Source organism: Acinetobacter sp. TG2027, from assembly GCF_000302435.1.
Lineage (GTDB): Bacteria > Pseudomonadota > Gammaproteobacteria > Pseudomonadales > Moraxellaceae > Acinetobacter > Acinetobacter pittii.
Genome location: NZ_AMJN01000048.1, coordinates 81,392 through 104,576, shown reverse-complemented (window position 1 = coordinate 104,576; position 23,185 = coordinate 81,392). Strand labels below are relative to the sequence as shown.

Annotated in this window: 22 protein-coding genes; 9 read left to right on the top strand and 13 right to left on the bottom strand. The window is 38.3% G+C overall.

Annotated elements, in window-relative coordinates; all coding sequences use genetic code 11:
• Window positions 1–39 precede the first annotated feature (39 nt).
• From B806_RS0113425 to B806_RS0113415, 3 genes are all read right to left on the bottom strand, one after another.
• Window positions 40–1,044, bottom strand: a complete 1,005-nt coding sequence (locus B806_RS0113425) for a formylglycine-generating enzyme family protein (RefSeq protein WP_017387132.1) — start codon at window positions 1,042–1,044, stop codon at window positions 40–42.
• Entirely contained in the window at window positions 1,041–2,717 is a 1,677-nt protein-coding gene (locus B806_RS0113420; RefSeq protein WP_017387133.1) for a sulfatase-like hydrolase/transferase, read from the bottom strand. Before B806_RS0113420 ends, B806_RS0113425 begins: the two co-directional genes overlap by 4 nt.
• Window positions 2,718–2,887: 170 nt before the next feature.
• Complete coding sequence (locus B806_RS0113415) at window positions 2,888–3,505, bottom strand: rhomboid family intramembrane serine protease (RefSeq protein ID WP_017387134.1); 618 nt, start codon at window positions 3,503–3,505, stop codon at window positions 2,888–2,890.
• A gap of 158 nt (window positions 3,506–3,663) precedes the next feature.
• Here B806_RS0113415 and nfuA point away from each other — a divergent pair, with 158 nt between their 5' ends.
• Together nfuA and B806_RS0113405 are read left to right on the top strand one after the other, a co-directional pair.
• Window positions 3,664–4,302: a Fe-S biogenesis protein NfuA gene (nfuA, locus tag B806_RS0113410; protein WP_002117617.1), complete on the top strand. Its 639-nt coding sequence runs from the start codon at window positions 3,664–3,666 to the stop codon at window positions 4,300–4,302.
• Window positions 4,303–4,471: 169 nt separating this feature from the next.
• Window positions 4,472–6,736 (top strand): TonB-dependent siderophore receptor, encoded by a 2,265-nt coding sequence (locus B806_RS0113405; RefSeq protein WP_017387135.1) that lies wholly within the window; start codon window positions 4,472–4,474, stop codon window positions 6,734–6,736.
• Between the two features lie 23 nt (window positions 6,737–6,759).
• Here B806_RS0113405 and B806_RS0113400 read toward each other — a convergent pair whose 3' ends face one another.
• Window positions 6,760–7,767 (bottom strand): hypothetical protein, encoded by a 1,008-nt coding sequence (locus tag B806_RS0113400; RefSeq protein WP_017387136.1) that lies wholly within the window; start codon window positions 7,765–7,767, stop codon window positions 6,760–6,762.
• A gap of 26 nt (window positions 7,768–7,793) precedes the next feature.
• Entirely contained in the window at window positions 7,794–8,819 is a 1,026-nt protein-coding gene (locus B806_RS0113395) for an alpha/beta hydrolase (protein WP_017398678.1), read from the bottom strand.
• A gap of 284 nt (window positions 8,820–9,103) precedes the next feature.
• Between B806_RS0113395 and B806_RS0113390 the strand changes: the two genes are divergently transcribed.
• Window positions 9,104–9,718 carry a carbonic anhydrase gene (locus B806_RS0113390; protein WP_002117769.1) on the top strand — a complete coding sequence of 205 codons (615 nt, stop codon included), beginning with the start codon at window positions 9,104–9,106 and terminating at the stop codon, window positions 9,716–9,718.
• Window positions 9,719–9,753: 35 nt separating this feature from the next.
• Here the strand turns inward: B806_RS0113390 and B806_RS0113385 are convergent, their stop codons facing one another.
• Window positions 9,754–10,377: an arylesterase gene (locus B806_RS0113385; protein ID WP_017387138.1), complete on the bottom strand. Its 624-nt coding sequence runs from the start codon at window positions 10,375–10,377 to the stop codon at window positions 9,754–9,756.
• A 44-nt stretch (window positions 10,378–10,421) separates the two neighbouring features.
• Between B806_RS0113385 and B806_RS0113380 the strand changes: the two genes are divergently transcribed.
• Together B806_RS0113380 and B806_RS0113375 are read left to right on the top strand one after the other, a co-directional pair.
• Window positions 10,422–11,114 (top strand): ABC transporter ATP-binding protein, encoded by a 693-nt coding sequence (locus tag B806_RS0113380; protein ID WP_005070633.1) that lies wholly within the window; start codon window positions 10,422–10,424, stop codon window positions 11,112–11,114.
• 3 nt (window positions 11,115–11,117) lie between these two features.
• Window positions 11,118–13,577 carry an FtsX-like permease family protein gene (locus B806_RS0113375; protein ID WP_017387139.1) on the top strand — a complete coding sequence of 820 codons (2,460 nt, stop codon included), beginning with the start codon at window positions 11,118–11,120 and terminating at the stop codon, window positions 13,575–13,577.
• A gap of 1 nt (window position 13,578) precedes the next feature.
• On the opposite strand, the gene B806_RS0113370 is transcribed toward B806_RS0113375, so the two are convergent.
• Complete coding sequence (locus B806_RS0113370; protein ID WP_017387140.1) at window positions 13,579–14,388, bottom strand: rhomboid family intramembrane serine protease; 810 nt, start codon at window positions 14,386–14,388, stop codon at window positions 13,579–13,581.
• Window positions 14,389–14,464: 76 nt separating this feature from the next.
• Here B806_RS0113370 and mtgA point away from each other — a divergent pair, with 76 nt between their 5' ends.
• Window positions 14,465–15,142, top strand: coding sequence for a monofunctional biosynthetic peptidoglycan transglycosylase (gene mtgA / locus B806_RS0113365; protein ID WP_002117784.1), 678 nt, complete (start codon window positions 14,465–14,467; stop codon window positions 15,140–15,142).
• 105 nt (window positions 15,143–15,247) lie between these two features.
• On the top strand, window positions 15,248–17,326 hold the full coding sequence (ppk1, locus tag B806_RS0113360; protein ID WP_017387141.1) for a polyphosphate kinase 1: 2,079 nt from the start codon (window positions 15,248–15,250) through the stop codon (window positions 17,324–17,326).
• A 60-nt stretch (window positions 17,327–17,386) separates the two neighbouring features.
• Here the strand turns inward: ppk1 and B806_RS19525 are convergent, their stop codons facing one another.
• On the bottom strand, window positions 17,387–17,515 hold the full coding sequence (locus B806_RS19525) for a hypothetical protein (RefSeq protein ID WP_079381016.1): 129 nt from the start codon (window positions 17,513–17,515) through the stop codon (window positions 17,387–17,389).
• A gap of 57 nt (window positions 17,516–17,572) precedes the next feature.
• Here B806_RS19525 and B806_RS0113355 point away from each other — a divergent pair, with 57 nt between their 5' ends.
• Window positions 17,573–18,157 carry an SPOR domain-containing protein gene (locus B806_RS0113355; RefSeq protein ID WP_017387142.1) on the top strand — a complete coding sequence of 195 codons (585 nt, stop codon included), beginning with the start codon at window positions 17,573–17,575 and terminating at the stop codon, window positions 18,155–18,157.
• A gap of 29 nt (window positions 18,158–18,186) precedes the next feature.
• On the opposite strand, the gene oxyR is transcribed toward B806_RS0113355, so the two are convergent.
• From oxyR to rubA, 4 genes are all read right to left on the bottom strand, one after another.
• Window positions 18,187–19,095 carry a LysR family transcriptional regulator OxyR gene (gene oxyR, locus B806_RS0113350; protein ID WP_002117503.1) on the bottom strand — a complete coding sequence of 303 codons (909 nt, stop codon included), beginning with the start codon at window positions 19,093–19,095 and terminating at the stop codon, window positions 18,187–18,189.
• Between the two features lie 6 nt (window positions 19,096–19,101).
• Window positions 19,102–20,046 (bottom strand): esterase EstB, encoded by a 945-nt coding sequence (estB, locus tag B806_RS0113345; protein ID WP_017403152.1) that lies wholly within the window; start codon window positions 20,044–20,046, stop codon window positions 19,102–19,104.
• Between the two features lie 52 nt (window positions 20,047–20,098).
• A complete protein-coding gene (gene rubB, locus B806_RS0113340; RefSeq protein ID WP_017403151.1) occupies window positions 20,099–21,280 on the bottom strand; it encodes a rubredoxin reductase RubB in 1,182 nt (393 codons plus the stop codon).
• A 94-nt stretch (window positions 21,281–21,374) separates the two neighbouring features.
• Window positions 21,375–21,539, bottom strand: a complete 165-nt coding sequence (gene rubA, locus B806_RS0113335) for a rubredoxin RubA (RefSeq protein ID WP_000760495.1) — start codon at window positions 21,537–21,539, stop codon at window positions 21,375–21,377.
• A 446-nt stretch (window positions 21,540–21,985) separates the two neighbouring features.
• Between rubA and B806_RS0113330 the strand changes: the two genes are divergently transcribed.
• A complete protein-coding gene (locus tag B806_RS0113330) occupies window positions 21,986–22,426 on the top strand; it encodes an SRPBCC domain-containing protein (RefSeq protein ID WP_017403150.1) in 441 nt (146 codons plus the stop codon).
• Window positions 22,427–22,441: 15 nt separating this feature from the next.
• Here B806_RS0113330 and B806_RS0113325 read toward each other — a convergent pair whose 3' ends face one another.
• Window positions 22,442–22,930 carry a YqiA/YcfP family alpha/beta fold hydrolase gene (locus B806_RS0113325; RefSeq protein ID WP_017403149.1) on the bottom strand — a complete coding sequence of 163 codons (489 nt, stop codon included), beginning with the start codon at window positions 22,928–22,930 and terminating at the stop codon, window positions 22,442–22,444.
• Window positions 22,931–23,185: the final 255 nt, after the last annotated feature.

Below are 23,185 nucleotides of genomic sequence, written 5' to 3'. Positions count from 1 at the left end.
GGTTAAAAAATATCTTTAATCAGTCGAATTAAGTAGAAATTAAGGAGACCGTAAAATAGTCCGAAATCCAACATGTGTTGCAGCTAAATCAAAATCTTGTGGATAACGGCTACTGCTACGATAACGTGAACAATAATTTTGTGCACAAAGAAAAGATCCACCTTTAATTACATATTGAGTGCTGGTGATTTCTTGTTGACGTAAATCAGAATAATTTCCCATATGCTGGTCATGAGCACCTTGATAAGGAGAAGATGTCCATTCCCATACATTTCCAATCATATCAAATAGTTTGAATTTATTTGCCGCAAAACATCCAACGGGTGCAACACCTTTAAAGTGATCTTGATTTAGGTTTTGAAAAGGGAATTCGCCTTGCCAGTAATTGGCTTGCGGATGTTGATGTTCATCAGTAGGGGCCTGATGTAAAGGCGTATCAGTTTTTGAATTGGCTTTAGCTGCATATTCCCATTCTAGTTCTGTTGGTAAGTCACGTCCTAGCCACACTGCATAATGTTCAGCATCATTTTTACTCACATACCTTACAGGCTCATTAGGAGTTGCTATAGTACCCGTACTGCCGTTTGGAGTTTTCCATGTATATCCAGATTTTAGTTGCCACCATTGCTGTGGATGATCAGGATCTGGTGAAAAAACAGCAGCCTGTTTTTGTTTTTCGGCATCTGTAATATAGCCAGTTGCTTTTACAAAACTTGCAAATTGAGCGACCGTAACTTCAGTTTGGTCAATCCAAAATCCTTTGACTTCGCGCTGCTTTTTTCCAAAATTAAGTTCATCAGGATAGGCCTTTTCAGAACCAAAGTTAAAATCTCCATCGGCAATTAAAACCATTCCTGCTGTCGTCTGTTTGAGCCAACCCTGAGGCAGACCAGTATAGTTTTGACACTTTTCAATAGATCCTAAATCAGCTAAAGAAGTTTGCTGTTGCATCGAAGGCCTAGATTCAGAAACTTTTGAAGATTGGCTACAGCCCGTCATAATAGACAGGCTGATTGTGGTAACTAAAAATGGCTTCAATTTCATTTGGCGTTATATTCCTGCACACCATTTTTTTCAGTATATTTTTGATAGACCGATAAAAGTTCTTGAACTTTTGCAGGATAAAGCTGAGCAACGTTTTGTCTTTCACCGCGATCTAATTTAATGTTGTATAGCTCCCAAGTCCCTGTGCCTAATTCAGGCCGCCCTTGAAGTGCGATTTTCCATTCACCTTGTTTTGCATATTTGCTGCCATGTAACTCATCGGCAAAGCTAAAATTTGCAGGGCGAATAGTATCGGTTTTGTTTTCAAGCAAAGGTTTCCATGAAATTCCAGATGGCGTATTAATGGCCCGGCCATTATATTGACCTTGTGGTACTGGAATATGAGCATATTCTAGTAAGGTAGGGAAAACATCGAGTACAGATGCAAAGCTATGATTGGTTGCTTCTGCTTTTTTCTGATTTGGTAATTTCACAATAGCAGGGGCAGTCGTTGCGCCTTCGCCCGCCGTATCTTTCCATAAGTGGAAAGGTGCCGCACTGACTTCGGCCCAACGTGGCCCAATATAGTGATATGAAGTAGGTGTGCCAACATTGGCTACCGAGTTATCAAAACCAGATTCACTGCCATATCCGCCACGTACAAAACCTTCTGCGCCATTGTCTGAAACAAAGAAAATTAAAGTATTGTCATAAAGATTATTTTGTTTGAGATATTGAATAATGCGGCCGACATTGGCATCAAGATTTTCTACCATACCCGCATAGATTTCCATCTTACGAGCTTCTAGTGCCTTTTGTTCGGCTGTTAACTCATCCCATTTCCCATATTTTTGTGGAGCATTTTGAGTCGCAATTGGTTCTGCTGCATCAAAGTTTGCAGGAATAATTCCAAGCTGTTTTTGTCTAGAAATGCGGGCATTACGAATTGCATCGTAACCTACATCATAAACTCCGCGATATTTTTCACGATATTCGGCTGGGGCTTGAATTGGCCAGTGAGGCGCCGTATAGGCAGCATAAGCAAAGAACGGTTTGCCACTATTTTTGCCTGAATCTAAGTAGCTGAGTAATTTATCGGTAAAATAGTTGGTAGAGAAAAAGTCATCAGGTAATGCCGAAATTGGAATAATTTGCCCATCTTCTGTATAAGTTGAATTTCGTTTAAAGGCACTTGGAGCTTGTTTAAAATGATGGTCTAAACCTTGTAATAAGGTAAATGAATGATCAAAACCCTTAGCATGTGCATTGCTTTCAGGGGTTAAGCCTAAATGCCATTTACCACTAATATACGTGCGGTAACCATTGTCTTTAAGTACTTGGGCAATCGATAAAGAACGTTCGTTTAAATAGCCTTCATAACCTGGTTGTCCCTTTAAATGCTCTGGGGTGAGTTCCGCCATTGCACCAATACCAGCTAAATGATGATCAGTACCGGAAATAAGTTGAGAGCGTGTTGGCGAACAGGTCGGGGCAGTATGATAATCCGTTAAAAGTCGACCTTCTTGAGCCAGATTATCAATATTAGGGGTGTGAATTTCGCCACCAAAAGCCCCTAAATCTGAATAGCCTAAGTCATCAGCCATAATAAATAAGATATTGGGTTGCTTAGGCGTGCTTACGACATTTTCTTGATTATCGTTGTCATTACATCCAGCCAGAGATAAGCTAAATAAGGCAATGGAAAGGCTAGATAAAATTGCTCTGTACTTCATTGTATCGTCTGAATTATTAAAAGAATTGGCATGAGTTTAATCAGATGGTTTTTGCAAACAAAACAACGAATTGATCAAAGAAAATCAGAAAAAAGACTGAGAATTTATGCAGATAAATAAATCACAAAAAAAGAAAAGCCCATAACGGGCTTTTCTTTGATTTATATCGTTTAGAAAGGAAGACGGGTAAGCTGGTCTAAGAAATGTGGAATAACTTTAGGTTCAAGTAAAATGGTTACGATGATCCCGTAAGCTGCACCCCACAAATGAGCGCTATGGTTGATATTACTATTACCTCGCTTACCAGCCCAAATACTGTACGCCACATATAAAATCGCAAAAATAATAGCGGGTACAGGAATGAAGAATACAAAAATCAGCTTCCATGGCTGAAACAGAATATAAGCAAATAAAACGGCTGAAACAGCACCTGAAGCACCTAGGCTGGCCCAATTCGCATCATTTTTATGTTGTAAATAGCTTGGTAAAATCGCAAAGATTAAGCCACCTAAATAGAACAACACAAAACCCATGTCATAGAAATATTGGCGGTAAAAACTTTCAATGATACTGCCAAAGAAAAACAGGGTAATCATGTTGAACAGTAAATGTGTTCCATCGGCATGGATAAAGCCATGTGTAATGAATCGATCAATTTGTCCACGTTGCATTGCAGGCGGCCAAAAAATCAATCGGTTCATTACATTTTGATTGCTAAAAGCAAGTAAAGAAATAATGACCGTAATAATAATAAGAGTAACTGTATGGTTAAACGGCAAATGCAACATAAGAAATATTTAAAAAATGATCAATACTGAGCTCAATAATGCCATTAAAAACTTAACTTGAAACCCTGTTGTGTATAAATCCGACAAATTTAGTTGATTTTTTTTAAATCCACCTCATCTTCGGTTAATATAAAGGCATCAGCTTGAGGAATATTGTTATGTCGACTGAGAACACCAACACTGCTGTTGCAGAAGAAATTCCAAACCTTTTGATTACACCATCTGCACAAGAGTATTTGCACGATTTACTAACGAAGCAAAATACTCCGGGAATTGGCGTTCGAATTTTTGTTGAGCATCCGGGTACGCCACGTGCGGAATGCTGTATGGCATATAGTGCGCCAGAAGAAGTGATCCCAACGGATTATAAACAGGACTATCCTGATTTTCCTGCATATATTGATGCGCCATCTATTCCTTATCTTTTAGATGCCGTAATCGATTACAACAAGGACCGTTTTGGTGGTCAGCTCACTTTCCGTGCTCCAAATTCTAAAGTTCCACGTGTTGGTCCAGATGCTTCGATTGAAGAACGTATTACTTACATTCTTCAAGCAGAAATTAACCCAGGTCTTGCAGGGCATGGCGGAAATTGTAGCTTGGTAGAAGTACAAGATGATCCAGAACACGGTTTAACTGCTGTATTGAAATTTGGTGGTGGTTGCCAAGGTTGTTCTGCAATTGATGTTACCTTGAAACAAGGTGTAGAAACTACTTTAAGAGAGAACATTCCTGAGCTTCAACGTGTGGTTGACCAAACAGACCATACACAAGCTGAAGGTGCTTACTTCAAATAATTAAATTATTTGAAAAGTGAAATAAAAAAGCCTCGCAATGAGGTTTTTTTATTATTCAATATAAATAATGATAATTATTATCAATATCATTTGTAATTTTATTTATCTTTGTTACAATGCGGAACTGAAAATGAGAGATGTTTAATAAATCAATATATTGGGAATACTTATGTCGAAGCGTATTATCCAGTCAGTGCTTTCTGTTTCAGTACTGGCAAGTATGATGTCTATGGCTTATGCTGCACAAAATGAGCAAGAACAAGCTGAAAAAGCATTAGAAAAGCCTGCTGAACCTGTGAAATTGGAAACAATTTTTGTAACAGCTGAAGAGCAGGTGAAGCAGTCGCTCGGTGTATCAGTAATCACCCAAGAAGATTTAGAAAAACTACCAGTTCGTAATGATATTTCTGATTATGTGCGCCGTATGCCTGGTGTCAACTTAACAGGTAACAGCGCAACAGGTCAGCGTGGCAATAATAGACAAATTGATATCCGTGGAATGGGGCCCGAAAACACGCTTATTTTAGTGGATGGAAAACCAATTAATTCTCGTAATTCAGTCCGTTATGGCTGGAAAGGAGAGCGTGATACACGAGGTGACTCAAACTGGGTGCCAGCAGAAGCAATCGAATCGATTGAGGTTTTACGTGGTCCAGCAGCAGCTCGTTATGGATCTGGTGCGGCAGGTGGTGTGGTTAACATCATTACTAAAAAAGTGACTAATGAAACCCATGGCTCAGTAGAGTTTTATACGTCACAGCCTGAAGACTCTAAAGAAGGTGCATCAAATCGTGTTGGTTTTAACGTAAGTGGGCCACTGATTAAAGACGTTTTGTCTTATCGTTTATATGGTAATTACAATAAAACAGAAGCTGACGATGTTGATATTAATAAATCAATTGGTAGTACCGCAGCTGGGCGTGAAGGCGTTAAAAATAAAGATATTTCAGGTCGTTTAGCTTGGCAGGCAACAGATCAGCAAACTGTTTTGCTTGATGTCTCTTCTAGCAAACAAGGTAATATTTATTCTGGTGACTCTCAGTTAAATGCAAATGCTGAGGCGGATGCGATTCTTTCAGAACTTATTGGTAAAGAAACCAATACTATGTACCGTGATAGCTATGCATTAACACATGAGGGGGATTGGTCTTGGGGTAAGAGTAAACTCGTTGCTCAATATGACAAAACGCATAATAAACGCCTTCCAGAAGGCCTGGGCGGTAGTACAGAAGGAAAAATTAATAACCTTGATGATAAAGCCACTTCACGTTTAGAAACTCTTCGATTTAATGGTGAAGCCAATATTCCTTTTGAATATTATGTACCACATGTATTAACACTTGGTACCGAATGGGTTGAAGACAGATTTAAAGATAATGTGTCGACAAATCAAGGGAAAGACAGTAGTGGTTCAGGCTATGGCGATCAATTGGCTAAAGGCGATCGCAGTAAAATGGAGTCACGTATTGCTTCTGCATATATTGAAGATAACTTGAAACTCACAGAGAGCACAGATGTCGTGTTAGGTCTGCGTTTTGATGACCATAGTAAATCTGGTTCTAACTGGAGTCCAAGCTTAAATATTACCCAAAGACTTAACGATTATTTCACTTTAAAAGGTGGGGTAGCAAAAGCTTATAAAGCACCGAATATGTATCAAAATGCCGAAGGGTATTTATTAAGTACAAATGGGAATGGTTGTCCGGCCAATATTGAGTCACGTTGCTTGTTGCAAGGTAATGGTGATTTAAAACCAGAAACTTCGGTAAACAAAGAGCTTGGTATCCAGTTCCAAAAAGATATCGTGAATGCAAGCTTAACTTGGTTCCGCAATGACTATAAAGATAAAATTGTGGCTGGTACAAATGTGGTTGGAACAGTTGATGGTTCAAGCACGAATGCAAATACAGGAGCTGTGACCAGTACCAAGTGGAATATCTTACGTTGGGAAAATACGCCTAAAGCATTAATTCAAGGTTTTGAAGGAAGCTTAGGATTAGATTTCGGTGATATCCGCTGGACTAATAACTTTACGTATATGATGGATTCAAAAGATAAACAAACAGGTAATCCATTATCTTTAGTTCCAATCTATACAATTAACTCAATTTTTGATTATGACATCACAGATCAGTTAGATGTAAATTTTGTATTTACTCAATATGGTCGTCAAAAATCACGTCAGTTTGCAGAAAGTAGAATCGAATCTGGTATTGGTTCAGGTGGAGCAAATTCTGCGCTTAAACCAAGTACTGTAAAAAGTTATAGTACCGCTGGAATTAATCTCGGTTATAAATTTTCAGACAATATAAGTACACGTGTTGGTGTAAGTAACTTGTTTGATAAACAAATTTTAAGAGATAGTAATTCAATCAGCCAAACTTATAATGAACCAGGTCGAGCTTATTACGCTTCTTTAAAATATTCTTTCTAATCAACATAAATAACAAAGGCGCTCTAAGCGCCTTTGTTATTTAAAATATCTAATGCTTTTTCAGAATAATAAAACTTCTCTAAGTACACACGGGCACGACGTCTTAAATGTCCTGTTGTAATTAACTGCTGTAATACAGGCACAAGTAACGTGGTCAGCTCATGTTGCACTAAGCTTTCATCGATATTGAGGTCACGAAGTAACAAGTCAAAACTACGCTCTTGATTACGTGCATACCAAGTATAGATACCATCATGTACTTGTTGTTTTAAATAATCAGTTTGGCGAATGTGGTCCCAGATTTCATGCCCTAACCCAACCGTTTTTGATAAATCTTGAGTTTCTATATAATTTTTTAAAACAGAAAGTGGCATAGTTTTAACTTTATGCCAAACATTTGCCTGAAAATGGTAGAGCTTATCATTGTCAAAATGTTGGTTTAAAACACGCTCACTCATTTGGCTGAGTTTTAAAATATTCTTTTGCAAATAATGATTAATCGTATCGTCCAGATTTGAATCGGTTACTGTTTCTAAAACAGATTTCCCCATTTTCATAAAACGACCTACACCGGGCACGCGTTTTGACATGGATTCATCTAAATAATCATGCATTGTTTGCTGAATCAGTTGCGTGAGCAGGGCCGAAAAAGCAGGGTTATTCACAATCGTTTTAATCAGTTTTTTACGGTGCTGTTCCTTACTTGCAACGTATTGTGCAATTCGGTCAATCGTTAGAACAGGAATAACATCTTCAACAGTTGCGGTTTCATTTGCAGGATGAATCAATGCAAAGCGAATATGCTCAGCAATTTGTTCAATCAGGAAATCAGAAGCAGACGTATCTAAAATCTGCTTTTGAATGAGCTGTTGAATTTGTTCAAAAGTCCACAGATGTTGTAATTGCCGACTCCCCAACCAATGATAAAATTGCTCAAACTCTTGCTGGATCACCTGAGTCTGAGCAAATTGCTCATCTAAAAAATCTAGATGAGCTTCAATAAGTTTTTCAATAAGTGGTTGGGTAGACATAAGGTCTCACAAGTCCGAAGTTTTATTTAAGGTGTGGTCGTTTTTGACGACTGATTTGTTTCTACTTTAAGTAAAAACGGTAGATATTGTTGCATAACCAACTGTTCAGCTTCCAATATCGGCATATGGCCTACATTTTCTAAAATAACTGGAGGCTGAGCATTCTTTAAAAGTCGTTTTAGTTCACTTGCTACTTCGACATTAATAATCTTATCTTGTTTACCCCATAGAATGAGCGTCGGTGCATCGATCGTTTTGGTAAGTACCGCAAAGGAGTCTGGTGTATAGACTTTATTAAGTGCAATCAATTGATCAACCAGTTTTTGTGTTTGAGGTGCCTGATCAATCATCAACTTTTCTTGAGCTTGAAGAAACTCTTTAGGAATAAACGGAGGATTAAACATGGTTTGTTTTAATAAATAATTAAAGTCACCTTTTTTAGACACTAAAAGTTGTTTGAGGTAAGCAGGATCTTTTAAATAAATTGTATTGGCTGAGCGAAAAATACCGCCGCTATCTACTAAAAATAAACTTTTGGTTTCAAATGGATACTGTCCAGCATAGAGTAGGGCAATAGAGCCACCAAGTGAGTGCCCAGCAATATGAATTGGACCTTTTAAATTTGCAGCCTCAACAAAGCGACGTAATTTTTCAGCAAGATTTGGTACAGAATAATCGAAATCTTGGGAAACGATAGTTTCGCCACTACCCGGCAAATCAGGAATAATGACATGATAATTTGTGGTGAGATAACGAGCCACTCGGTTCCAGTTATCACGGCTACCCGCTAAACCATGAATAAGGAGTAAAGTCGGTTTTGTTGTAGAGCCGCCTTCGCTATATGACCAAGTCACATCACCGACTTTTAAGCTTTTGCTTTGTAGGCCTGCCCAGCTACGTTCTTGCTGTAGTACATTCTGGAATGTCACATCAATATTATCGGCTGCCTGTGTTTGAGAAATACTCATCACTGACAATACGCTACAAGCCAAAGTCAGGGCGGTAGCAGTTTTTTTCATAGAGGCCATAATTGATGTGGACAGCCTTGTCATAGATTTCATCCTTGAAGCTTAAGCGAGTTTGAAAAATTATTGAAAAACTTTGCCAATGAGTCATTTGCCAAATGTTTAGAATGAAGAAAATTATAGTCAATCCGAGAACCAAAGTATGTCTATTTTTTCACTAAACAGTAGCGAATATGCAGTGAGCTCTACATTAAAGCAGGTTAAGTATTTTTAAATTTTTTCATAGAAAAGGATTTATTTTTTGTCAGTGACATTCAAATTTTGACACATTAAAATGATTTCCAACCTTGAAAAAACAATGGAAATATAAAATGCCTACTGCGCAAGAAGTTTTAGATCGTCTGAAAGCCGGTAATCAACGATTTGTAAATGGAAATACTTCCCTTGCAAAAACCTTATCTCATCAGGAACGCGCTGAAATGGCAAAGGATCAAAATCCGTTTGCAATTGTACTTGGCTGCTCAGATTCTCGTGTTCCAGCAGAGATGGTATTTGACCAAGGTCTTGGTGACTTATTCGTAATCCGTGTAGCTGGTAATGTGGTTGCACCTTCACAAGTCGGTAGTGTTGAGTTCGCAGCAGAGCGTTATGACTGCCCAGTTGTAGTTGTATTAGGACACAGCCATTGTGGTGCGATTCAAGCAACAATTGATACGTTAATGAATCCTGATCACCCGCCATCATCTAACCTAATGTCGATTGTGAACCGCGTTCGTCCATCAGTTGAAATTTTAATGCAGACTGACTTAAAAAATGATTTGAAAAAATTATCATGTCATGCGGTGCGTTCAAACGTTTTTGCTTCGGTAAATCAATTACGCCATGGTTCAGCGGTGTTAGAGAGCCTGATTGCAAAAGGTGAATTAATTGTTGTCGGTGCAGAATATTCACTCGAAACTGGTGAAGTTACTTTTTTTGATTTCTGATCATATTAAAAAGAATACTTAAAGATAAAAGGTGCCTATAGGGCACCTTTTATATATGGGTAAGCTAAATTAAGTAGTTTTGACTGCGCTTGAGCATTGGGATGAATTAAATCATTTTGCATAAGCTGTTTTTGACCAGCAACACCATCTAGAAAAAACGGTAGTAGTTTCACCTGATATTTTTGACTTACAACTTTATAATTATTTTCAAAAGCTTTGCTATACGCAGCCCCATAATTTGGCGGAATCTTCATGCCAAAAAGAATAACTTTGGCTTTTTGTTTCTGGCTTAATTGAATGAGCTGATCCAGATTTTTTTGAATCATTTGAGGTGGTTGCCCACGCAAGCCGTCATTTCCACCTAATTCAATCACGACCACATTTGGCTTATAGGTCTGTAATAACTTAGGTAATCGGGCTAAAGCGCCGCTTGTTGTTTCTCCACTAACACTTGCATTGACCACTTTGTGTTGTTTGGGATACTGTTGGTCTAAGCGTTTTTGCAGTAATTGTACCCAACCTTGTTTGGGATCAATTCCGTAACCGGCACTAATACTATCTCCTAAAATTAAAATAGTTTTCGCCGATACAAACATAGGCAGCATACTTAATGAGATGAGCATGATGCTTTTAGAACCAATCAAAAAAGATTTAGACATTTGTACTTCGACCCTGATTCTGAATACATAGGACTTTTCACATCATGCCACAACCCATCATTGCTGCCCATCAAGTTACACAAACTATTCAGATTAACCAAAATCAGTTTACGATTTTAAAAGATATTGATTTAGAGATTTTTGAAGGGGAACAGGTAGCAATTACGGGACGTTCCGGCTCAGGTAAATCAACCTTACTAGGAATTTTGGCGACTTTAGATCAACCGTCTGAAGGAGAAGTCTGGTTGTGTGGTCAAGCTGTTCATCAGTTAACAGAGGAACAACGTGCCCAAATCAGAATGCAGCATATTGGTTTTGTATTTCAGTCTTTTCAACTTCTGCCTCAGTTGAGTGCGCTTGAAAATGTGATGTTACCTTTACGATTACGTAAAGACTTTGATTATAAAACAGCTGAGAAAAAAGCTTTAGATTGGTTGCATCGAGTAGGGCTCAGTCGTCAAGTTGAACAAACGCCTAAAGTCTTATCTGGTGGCGAGCAGCAGCGTGTAGCCATTGCACGCGCTCTCATTGCAGAACCACAAATTATTTTTGCGGATGAACCGACTGGAAACCTAGATGGTCAGACAGCACAAGAAATTGAAAGCTTGCTCTTTGATTTAAACCGAGAGTTAGGTACGACTCTGATTTTAGTCACCCATGATCGTAATTTAGCATCCCTTTGTCAGCGTCATGTTGAGTTAGATGATGGCCGACTAAAGACAGTACAGGGTGGTTAAACTATGCGTAATCTTCTCAAACCACTTTTGCTACAGAGTTTTCGTACGGGTGGATTATATCTACTCATTATTGCTTTATCGCTTGCGATTAGCGCAACGACAGCCCTGAAATTTAGTAATGACCAAGTTAAAAATGCAGTCAGTCTGCAAGCTTCACAAATGCTGGGTGCTGATTTAGTTCTGTCGAATAACGAGCCTATCGAACAGCAGTGGAAAAAGAAAGCTGAGCAGCTTGGTTTAAAGCAAACTAATGTCACTATATTTAGCTCGATGGCACATACCCAAGATCAGTTTGTCATGGTGAATGTAAAGGCAATTGAGCCTTTATTTCCACTCAGAGGACAGTTGGAAATTGAACCAAGCGCTAAAGCGATTCAATCTGGGGAAGTTTGGCTAAGTCAAAGAGCAGCCGATTTACTTAAAGTAAAGCTAGGAGATACTGTTTCTATTGCTGATGGTACCTTCCGTTTTAGTGGCGTGATTGTGCGTGATTCAAATCAGGAACTTGGTTTTTCAGGCTTTTCGCCAACCGTTATTATTCATCAAGCCGATATTGCTAAGACTCATGCGATTCAGACAGGCAGCAGAATTGACTATCGTTTATTAATGGCAGGTAGCCCTGAACAGGTTCAGTCATTTTCAAAGCAACTTAAGCAACAGCATCAACCTTCTAAAGATGTAGATGAAGCGGCTGGCTTGCGTTTACGTGATGCAAGTGAATCGAACAGTAGGTTATTACGTCCGCTTGAAAATTTAGATACCTTTTTGCAATTGGCCAATATTTTAACGATTTTATTGTGTGGTATTGCCATCGCTTTAACGAGTCAAAGATATGTTCAACAAAACCAAGATCACATTGCACTTATTAGATGCTTAGGCGCCAGTAAGTTCCAAATCTTGTGGGCATATATTGGATTGCTTTGTATTGTCAGTGCGATTTCAATTGTGCTAGGAAGCCTATTAGGTTTAATCATGGGGTTTGGTCTGCTGCAACTTATGCTGCAATTGATCCCTCAATTAGAGTTAAGTTTTTCGGTTGTACCTCTTTTAATCGGGCCTTTACCAATTGCGATTTTTACCAGCGTGATTGTGCTGCTTGGTTTTATTTTGCCAAGCATTTGGGAGCTTTTAAATACACCTCCAATTCGTGTTATTCGGGAGCAAGCCAAATCTCGCAAATCTTTATTTTTTATGTTTTTTGCAGGAATCACTAGCCTAGTTGTTTTTAGTTTGGTATTGAGTGAAAACTTAATGCTCAGCATTCTGGTTTTAGCGGCAATTATTATTCTTTGTATTTTGCTTTACACCGTTGTTTGGCTATTGCTTCGTAGCTTAAAAAAGCTGAAAAATCGATTGTCTTTTTATATTCGTTCGCCATCACAAAGCGCCTTACAAATTACTGCATTGGCTTTAGGCTTAAGCCTCATTACGGTACTCAGTGTATTAAGAACAGATTTATTAGAGCGTTGGCAGCAACAACTTCCAGAAGGGACACCGAATCAATTTGTTTATGGATTACCTCCATTTGATTTAAAAGCATTTGAGCAACAATTAAAGCAGAATGGCTGGCAAAGCACGCCGTTATATCCAAATATTCGTGGCCGATTGTTAGCTAAGAATGATGTGCCTTTTTCAGAAGAGGCTATAAAGCAAAACAATTCTTTACGCCGTGAACTGAATTTGACTCAATCAAATCTACTACCAAATGACAATGTCATTACAAGTGGTCAAGCCCAGTTTGATGGTGTGGGACAAGTTTCAGTCGAAAGTAAAACTGCCGAAAGTTTAGGAATTCAAATTGGAGATAAGCTTACTTTTAGTTTGCCCGAAGGCAACTTACAGGCCAAAGTTGTGAACTTCCGGAGTGTAGAGTGGGAAAGTTTTAGCCCTAACTTTTTCTTTATTTTTTCACCTAAAACCTTAGATGAAAATGCTGGAAGTTATTTAGGTAGTTTCTATGTGCCTAAGCAAGATCAACCAAAAATGATTACTATTATTCAGCAGTTCTCAAATACAGTATTTATTGATGTTGACCGGATTTTAGATGAAGTAAAACGCTTAATGAATGTTTTGGTCAAAATAGTAACTGTTCTAGCGGCATTAGTTGGTTTTTCTGGAATACTCGTTTTAATTGCATGTCTAAATTTATTAATGGATGAGCGACGCCGTGAAGTTGCTTTACTACGCTCATTTGGTTTATCTAAAAATAAAATGAAGCAAATGCTCAGTTTTGAGATTGGGTTTTTAGGTTTGTTAGCAGGCATAGTTGCCTGCTGTTTTGCAGAAGTGATTAGTGCGATCGCAAGCTATAAAATGAATATGGCAATACAGTGGCATATTGAAATCTGGCTGATTTTACCTTTTGGCATGATGCTGGTTTGTGCTCTGATTGGTCGTTATCGACTAGGCTATCTCTGTAATTTACCACCTTTACAAAGTTTAAGAGAATTAAACCAATTGTAGTTTAAGGAATAATGTCAGGGTTCTGGATGATGATTTCATGCCATAGTGGAAGTAACGGTGAGTTGATTTGTACACAGTACATATAAAAACCACCTGTAATAATTACTGCGCCTAATAAACCTAAAATTTGAAGTATAGTTTTTAACTTGCTGACATAGCTTAAGTACCAGATTAGTGCAAGGAATGCTCCTATAATCATGCCGCCAATATGCGCGGCATTATTAATACCCGTTGCGACAAAACCAAAAATAAGGTTGATTGCCATAACCATTAATAAAGCTTTTTTATCGAGTATGTAGGCCTGATGCGGAAGCGGGGGAAATAGAGAAAGTACTGTTAACGCAGCACCTAATCCCATCACGGCACCTGAAGCACCTGCACTGACATGAGGAAGTAAGCTCTGATCAAAATGTTGTAGTAATTCATGCCCATTTTGAATGGTCATATAGCTACTAAGAAGGCTACCAAATAAGCCAGCAATTAAATACAGGCATATAAAATAGAAGCGACCAAATAGAGACTCTGCAACATTACCGAAAATATAGAGGGCCCACATGTTAAGCATGAGGTGCACAAGACCAAAATGAAAAAACATGCTGGTAAATAAGCGTTCAGGCTGCCCAGAAAAAGTAAGTGGTGTAAAATCAGCACCCCAATGAATAGCATCTTTCATGGCTGGGTCGCTAATATCGACGCCAGTTGCAATTTGCCAGACAAACAAACCTACATTAATCAAGATCAATAAGGCGGTCAGCCACCAAGTTTGTACATTGAGTTTACGATTAATGTGCGGAGGCTGATATTGAGTCATGCTATGCTTTTGTTATATATGAACATGCTTAACAGCTTAACATGAAAAAAGTTGAATACAGGAGATCAGGACGAACATGAAAGCTTTTATTGTTCGCGTGTTGTTAATTTTTATTGGGGCAATTCTCCTTATTCAACTTTGGATTTTCTCAAGTTTGGTTTGGTGGCGTACACATGAAGTTGATACCACCATGTTTATGCGAATTGATTATTGGTCAGATACTTCAGAGCCGATCATTCATGAATGGCTTGACTATGATGATATTAGCGACAATTTCAAGCATGCGATTTTAGCTGGGGAAGATGCAAAATTTATTCATCACCATGGTTTTGACTGGGATGGCATTCGTTTTGCTCTAGAGCGGAATAATGAAGAAGGAGAGGTTGTTGCGGGTGGTTCTACTGTGTCTCAACAACTGGCAAAGAACTTGTTTTTATACAATAAGCGTTCGTTTATTCGAAAAGGCCAAGAAACTATCGCAACTTGGATGATGGAGCGAATGTGGTCAAAACGCCGAATTCTTGAGGTATATATGAACTCTGTTGAATTTGGCAAAAATCGATATGGTGTAGAAGCAGCCGCGCAATATTATTATGGTAAAAGTGCGAGAAGCTTAACGCGCGAACAAGCTGCTTTTTTGGCCGCATTATTGCCTGATCCGAAATATTATCAAGATCACCGCAACGATCGTAAACTACAATATAGAAAACGCGTTATTCTACGTTATATGAATAGCACCCAGATTCCTGAATAATGATGTTTTAAAGATGTGTAAATTTTTTAGTTTTTACCAAATTGTCATATTTTTGCAGCATACTGTTTTATAGAGATTTTGGCTGGATAGAGAATTGAGTTAGACATGAATACAGCGATTACACCAACGACCCCAACAGAATATAGTTATAATGACCGTTATATAAATCGTGAACTGTCTATTCTTGACTTCCATTTGCGTGTATTGGAGCAAGCGGTAGACCCTTTACATCCATTACTTGAGCGAATGAATTTCTTGCTCATTTTTTCACGTAATCTAGACGAGTTTTTCGAAATTCGTGTTGCGGGGGTGATGGAGCAATTTTCTCTGGGCAATGAGAGTCGTAGCCCTGATGGTTTGACGCCAAGACAAGTCTTACAAAAAATCTCTGAAACTGCTCATGCTGCGATTGAACGTCAATATCGTATTTTAAATGAAGAAATCTTACTTAAGTTACGTGAAGAAGATATTTGCTTCCTCCGTCGTGGTGAACTAACGCCAGCACAGTCAGCTTGGATTAAGAAGTATTTTCAAGAACAAGTTGCACCTGTATTAACCCCAATTAGCTTAGATCCAGCGCATCCGTTCCCACGTCTCGTAAACAAGAGCTTAAACTTTATTATTACCTTAGAAGGTAAAGATGCTTTTGGCCGTCAAATTGATTTAGCCGTGGTTCCAGCCCCACGTTCATTACCTCGCGTTGTACGACTGCCAGATGAGTTAACAGGTGGTAAAGAACATCACGTCATGCTATCTGCAATTATTCATGAACATGTGTCCGATTTGTTCCCTGGCATGACAGCAACAGGATGCTATCAATTCCGTGTTACACGTAATGCTGACTTGGCATTAAATGAAGATGTTGAAGATTTAGCAAAAGCTTTAAAAGGTGAATTAAGTTCTCGACGTTTTGGTCGTGCTGTTCGCTTAGAAGTAACTCATAACTGTCCGCAGCATATTTACGAGTACTTATTAGAAGAATTTGATTTAACCGATGAGCAATTATACAAAGTTGATGGCCCTGTAAACTTGGCTCGTCTGGTTTCAAATTTTAAACGCCCTCATTTGCGTTATGACTCACATACGCCGGTTGTGCCTAAAGTGTTTAAAAAGACCGAGAGCATTTTCTCTGCAATGCAGAAGCAAGATATTTTGCTTCATCATCCGTTTGAATCTTTCGCTCCCGTGATTCAGCTACTTCGTGAAGCTGCTCGCGATCCACAAGTATTGGCAATCAAGCAGACACTTTACCGTAGTGGTGCTGACTCTGAAATTGTACAGATTTTGGCGGAAGCTGCGCGTAATGGAAAAGAAGTGACCGCGGTTATTGAATTACGTGCCCGCTTTGATGAAGAATCAAATATTGAAGTGGCTAACGTTTTACAAGAAGCAGGGGCTGTGGTTGTTTACGGTATTGTTGGTTATAAAACTCACGCCAAAATGATTATGGTGGTACGCCGTGAAAATAACAAACTTGTGCGTTACGTTCATTTAGGCACTGGTAACTACCATGCAATGAATGCTCGAATTTATACCGATTATGGTCTCATGACGACTGATAAAGATCTGTGTGAAGATGTGCACCGTATCTTCCAAGAGTTGACTGGTATGGGCAAAATGGCGAAATTGAAAAAGCTATTACATGCACCATTTACCTTACATGCTCAGCTCATCAACTTTATTGATGAAGAAATTGCCAATGCTAAGGCGGGGCGTAAAGCTCAAATTATTGTGAAAGTGAATGCCTTAACGGAAGTTCAATTAATCAATAAATTATATGAAGCATCTCAAGCGGGTGTTCAGATTGATCTGATTATTCGTTCTATTTGCTGTTTACGTCCAGGTTTACCGAACCTATCGGAAAATATTCGGGTACGTTCAATTGTAGGACGTTTCCTTGAACATACCCGTGTTTATTACTTCAGCAATAATGGCGATGCGCGTATTTACTGCTCAAGCGCAGACTGGATGGATCGTAATTTATTTAACCGTGTTGAAGCATGTTTCCCTGTGGAAGATCCTGCATTGAAAAAGCGTATTTATCAACAAGGACTAGTGAACTATTTGCAAGATAACCAGCAAGCTTGGTTGTTACAGTCAGATGGTACGTGGGTGCGTGCTGAGCCAGCAGAGGGTGAAAAATTGCATAATGCTCAAAGGGCACTATTAGAAATTATTAAATAATAAGTTTTAAATTTAATTAAAAAAGCCGACAGAATGTCGGCTTTTTTAATTCACTGAAATTCAAAATAATTTAATTAGTTTTTCTAAATGGTTGTTGGGTAAACGATAATAATTTGAAACATAGCAAGATGTTTTTAAAATATGTGATTTTTTCCATAAAACATTGAATTTTAAAAATATACAAATCATGTGAAATCTACTTTAATACGCCGCATTAAATATACTTAACTTCGGTAAATGAATAAGATGCAATGCTTTATTAGAAATTTACTTATTAGAATACTTTTGGGGATAATGCCAGTGACCGCCTACGCAGATCAGAAGTGTTATGGGGATATCATCGTATTTCAAAGGTTTGATGATCAAGCGATATATCCTTATTTTGCGCCCATTTCCAATGATAAAACTAAAAAGAGTGAGGTAAGGAATAAAACAATAATCATCCAAAAAAGAAAACAAAAGCAAGATGAGTTTTTAGCGCAAAAGAAAAATGAGGAAGTTCACACAAAAGAAGAAAAGAAAAATTCTGAAAATAAAAAACAACTTGATGCTGCGATCGCTAAAGAAATTTTAGAAAATGGTGAAAAAAAATGGATGGTACAAGTTGCGCTAGCTTCTAATCAAAATAAAGCAAATAGGATTCAGTCACAGCTTGAAGCAAAGGGCTATAAGGTTGTAACCAGCTCAACGACTAAAGGAATACGAGTCATGATAGATCCAGCCAACGACTATGCTATAGCACAGATTATTAGAGAAAAAATTATTTCTGATAATAGTTTGAATATGCAATCTGCTTGGGTGTTTAAGTGGGCATCCCTTACACCTCAATAAAATAAAAAGGAGTCCGAAGACTCCTTTTTTTATTCATGTAGGTTTGTCGTGATTTTCTGCATAATTTGCAGTAACACGTCAAATTCACTTTGTAGCGGCGTACTTTTACGAGTGACTAGTGCTAAAGTGCGACTCGGGGCATCTTCAATTGGTTTTGCAGTAATTTGATCATTAAACTTGATCATACTATTTTCAATTGCAATTTCTGGTAAAAGGGTAAAACCTAAATCAGAAGAAACCATTTCAACTAAAGTTGGTAAAGAGCTTGCTTTTAAACGGTTGTCGTTTTTACGTTCACCGATAGGGCATGCACTTAAAACGTGGTCACGTAAACAGTGGCCTTCTTCAAGCAAAATTAATCTCGATAAATCAAGATCATCTAGTGAGTTTGCTTGCAAAGCATTTGTATCTTGCTTACTACATACAAGGTACAAATTTTCTTTCGAGATTTCAGCGACTTTTAGACCTCTAGTATCAAACGGTAGAGCAAGAACAATCATGTCTAGATTACCGTGTTCTAGACGCTCTACAATTTTTTCACTTTGAGCTTCATGTAGATGCAACTGAATTTTAGGTAACTGCTGATGCACTTCATCAAGTAACCGTGTCAGGATAAAAGGTGCAATGGTTGGGATAACTCCCAAATGCAAATCACCTGTTAACGGTTCACTCATTTCACGGCTCAATCGCATTAAATCTTGAGCATCTGCTAGTAGTACACGGGCACGAGCAACAACTTGTTCACCCAATGGTGTTAAACGCACATTCTGACGGTCACGCTCTACCAGAACGCCACCTAACAATCGTTCAAGCTCCATGATGCCGCCTGATAACGTCGATTGCGTGACAAAAGAGCGGCGTGCTGCTTCAGTAAAATGCAAAGTTTCCGACAACGTAACTAAATATGATAGCTGTCTTAGTGAGGGTAATGCAGCCATAGTGTCCTAGTATGATGATTTAAAATGATGCGCAAATAAACCGCTAAGCTGAGGAATAAAATGTGCAGGGATATCATGCCCCATTCCATCAATTAATTCAAACTTAGCACCGGAAATTGCTTTTGCTACAGCCTTACCATGACTAGGTGGAAGTAAGCGATCACGAGAGCCATGTAAGACTAACGCAGGTTGCTTAATTTCACGGTCCAGTTGAAGTAAGGAGCCTGTACATAATATTGCTAAAAACTGTTGAAGTACACCAGCAGGATAATAGCTACGTTGATAAAGTTTGCGTGCAGTTTGCATTGCTTCAATCTGGTTGACGTAACCAGGTGAACCAATCAATTGAAATAGTTTTAAACTGTGATTAACAATACCTTCTTCGTCACGTGACTCAGGTTTGCCAATTAAACTCAAAAGCTGTTTCGGAAAAGGAGGGGGTAAAAAAGGCTGATTATTACTGGTAAACATGAGCCCCAATTTTTCAACCTTTTCAGGATATTTTGCTGCAAGAATTTGAGCAATCATACCGCCCATTGATGCACCAATGACATGTGTTTTAGTCACGCCTAAGCGGTCAATAAGCATTGATACATCATCTGCCATATCATGCAGAGTGTAAGGCGCCCCTTGGTTACTTAACCCCAGCGCAAAGCGACCCATCAATTTAACCGTATTTAACCGTTTACCTTCATGACGTACTTTTGAAGAAAGGCCAATATCACGGTTATCAAAACGAATAACACGAAAACCTTGATCAATGAGTGATTTACAGAAAAAATCCGGCCAGAAAAGCATTTGAGCCCCAAGACCCATAATCAGCAAAATGGTTGGATGTTCCGGTTTTCCACCTACTTCTACATGTAGCTCAATACCATTGCCTAAGTTGACCTTGGTTTCTTGCATGAAAGATGTGTACGGCGAAATATTAAACTGTAAGGCACTATTCATGTTATTCATTCCTTAAAGGAATACTCACAAAAGAGTATTCCTGATTCAAACCTTATGCTTGGGCTGGAATAAGATCTGGAACAAGCTTTGTTAAAGTTAAGCGTTGTTTACCTGCTGTTGCACCTAACAATACGAAACCACGCAATGTTCCTTCATTGTCAATTGCTTTAGCAAGCATACCATCGTCGAACTCTTCTGTTTCCCAGTTCACTTCTACATCTACTGGAGCTGGTAACACTGTAAGTGGAGCTGCAGGAGTTTTTACTGCAACTGGCATAGCAGGGTAGTGCACCGCAGTTTGTTGTCCGCTGAGGGTTTTTGCAAGAGCACGCGCTTGCTGCATAATTGGCATTACATATGGAAGTAGTGTGCCATTTACTTCTGCACAATCGCCAATCGCATAAATATCGGCTTGATTTGTTTCAAGTAAACTATTAGTAATAATTCCACGGCTTGTTTGAATATCTGCACTTTTAGCAAGTGAAATATTTGGCTGTAAACCAATCGCTGAAAGAACGATGTCGGCTACCAAAGTTTGGCCGTTTGCGAGTGTAATCGCATAATCTTCGCCGTTATTAATTTTGCTGACTTTTTCAACTGTTGTGCCTAATGCAAATTTAACACCAGCCTCTTCGAGATTTTGCTGGAATGCAGAAGCAATATGACCTGGCAATAAGCGACCTAATGGTTGAGGTGCCAAATCAATGACAGTGATGTCATATTCACTGTGAAGTAAGTCATTGGCAAATTCACAACCAATTAAACCAGCACCTAAAATAACAACACGTTTGTCTTTACGTTGAGCTAGATTTTCACGGAAAGCACAGTAATCAATTAGCGAGTTCACTACATGAATGTCATCGCTACCATCGCCTGCAATTGCCAAACGAATTGGGTTAGCACCCACAGCTAAAATCAGTTTTGAATAGGGTTGATTCGAAGTTACCCCATCTTTCTCAAGAACAAGCTCATGACGTTCAGCTAAAATTTCTTTTACAAAAGTGAAAGGCTCAATACGCATATTGAGCTGGGTACCCATTTTAGCAGCATCACCTAAAGCAATCTGTTCAGGTGCTTTTTTACCTGCAAATGCATTTGATAATGTTGGTTTTGCATAATTCACTGCATCATCCGCACAAATCATCACAAGTTCTTGCTCTGGGCTAAGTTTACGAAACTCACGTGCTAAGGTATAACCCGCCATGCCTGATCCGATAATGACGATAGGATGCATTTTTCTCTCCAGAGTTAGAATTGTTTATTTAATACGGTAATAGGTAATATACGTAAAAAAGACCATGTCAATCATGGCCTTTTACTGTAAGTCATTAGATTTCGATCATTTCGAAGTCAGCTTTTGAAACGCCGCAATCAGGGCAAGTCCAGTCATCAGGGATATCTTCCCATTTTGTTCCAGCTGCAATGCCGTCTTGTGGCCAACCTTCTGCTTCATCATAAATCCATCCACAAACGATACATTGATATTTTTTCATGAGACTCTCCGCACTGATAAGTTTGCTCAAAGCTGCCTTTCAGTAAAACTATTCCATCTATTAATAATGTAACCACGATCCGGTCAATAATAACCAATGTGCCTTTGATCGGATATCAAATTTTTACGCAGTTCTACATTTAATGTAAAGCAAATAACGGAGTTTAATCATTCGTAAGCAAAGATGAATGGCAGGTTAGGACAAATAAGTGGTTTTTTAGGCAAAACTTGAGCACAAACTAATAATAACTAATACATTCTTAACGTTAATTTTAAACTTAATCTTGTTTGTGAAATTATTGAGAGATAAAAAGTATCTGATCATTTAAAAGATTTATATAATAAGAAAGCTAAATAACAACAAATAAAGATTCAACAGATGTCATTATTAAACACGAAAATTAAAATTCGACAGTATAAGAACGGAATAAATCAGGGAACTTAAGTATGGAAAATTTAGTATACGAAGTAGAAATTGAGGCGCCTATAGAAAAAGTATGGGAATTACTTTGGAATAAAGAGACATATAATGCTTGGACAAAATTCTTTGCTCCAGATTCCTCAATGCGTACCGATTGGCAAATCGGTGGTAAAACTTATTTCCTAGATGGTGAAGGCAATGGCATGGTCTCCACCATTGAAGAATTGAAAAAGCCAGAAATCTTGATTTTTAAACATTTAGGAATGATTAAGGATGGTAAGGAAGATTTAGAAAGTGAAGAAGTTAAAGGCTGGAGTGGTTCCCAAGAAAAATATTTTTTAAGCCAACACGATAATATAACTACTTTAAGAGTCGAATTGGCCACCTTACCTGAATATATGGGGATGTTGAAAAGTGGCTTCGTTCAAGGATTTGATGTCATCAAGAAATTGGCAGAAGAAAAATAGGCAATCGGCATCAATTTAAGCCAAATATTTTTTATAAATTTTCATAATCAAATCATTGAGGCGAGAAGGATAGGCCAAACGATGATGCCCGCCTTCAAAGGTTTCAATATTCATGTAGGGCGCAAGTGTTTCTTGAACCTGATACATATCAAGTTGCTCATCTCCTAATTCTAAATAAGCCATTTTAGGATTAGAGAGGGTAAGTTCCTCTTCGGAAAGCTGAGGATAATCAGGTCGAAAACTAGGCGTAAGACTTGGATTTGCCACAATCACAGCTAATTTATGTTGAGCGGCAGTTTTTAAGGCCCAATATCCTCCAAGGCTGTGACCAACCAGTAAATCTGGTTTGATCGTCTGAATAGCTTGGTGATAAAAGTACTCAACAGATGCATAACTTAGGTTGCGATAATCAACGTCAATACAAAACTTTTCAGGATGTAAAATGGCGTGGAACTTTGTTGATTCACGAGAAGAATCCAAGCCATGTAAAAATAGAATTTTCATTATTTACGACACAATCTCATTGATAAAATACAAGGCAAAAGGGCCTTTGAATATCGAGGTTATTTGGATTTTTTTCTATTTTACTAAAAGCTTTAAAAAATGATCTTAGCGATTGGTCTAAGTCATTTTGCCTTTAAAAAGTACTGCTCGTTTCTATAAATTGTCTTTTTTCATTTTTGTTTGATTGAAATCATTCGAAAAACTCCTGCAATCTGTTAAGCTATGCCACTTCATTTTTACTTAATCGAGGCAGAG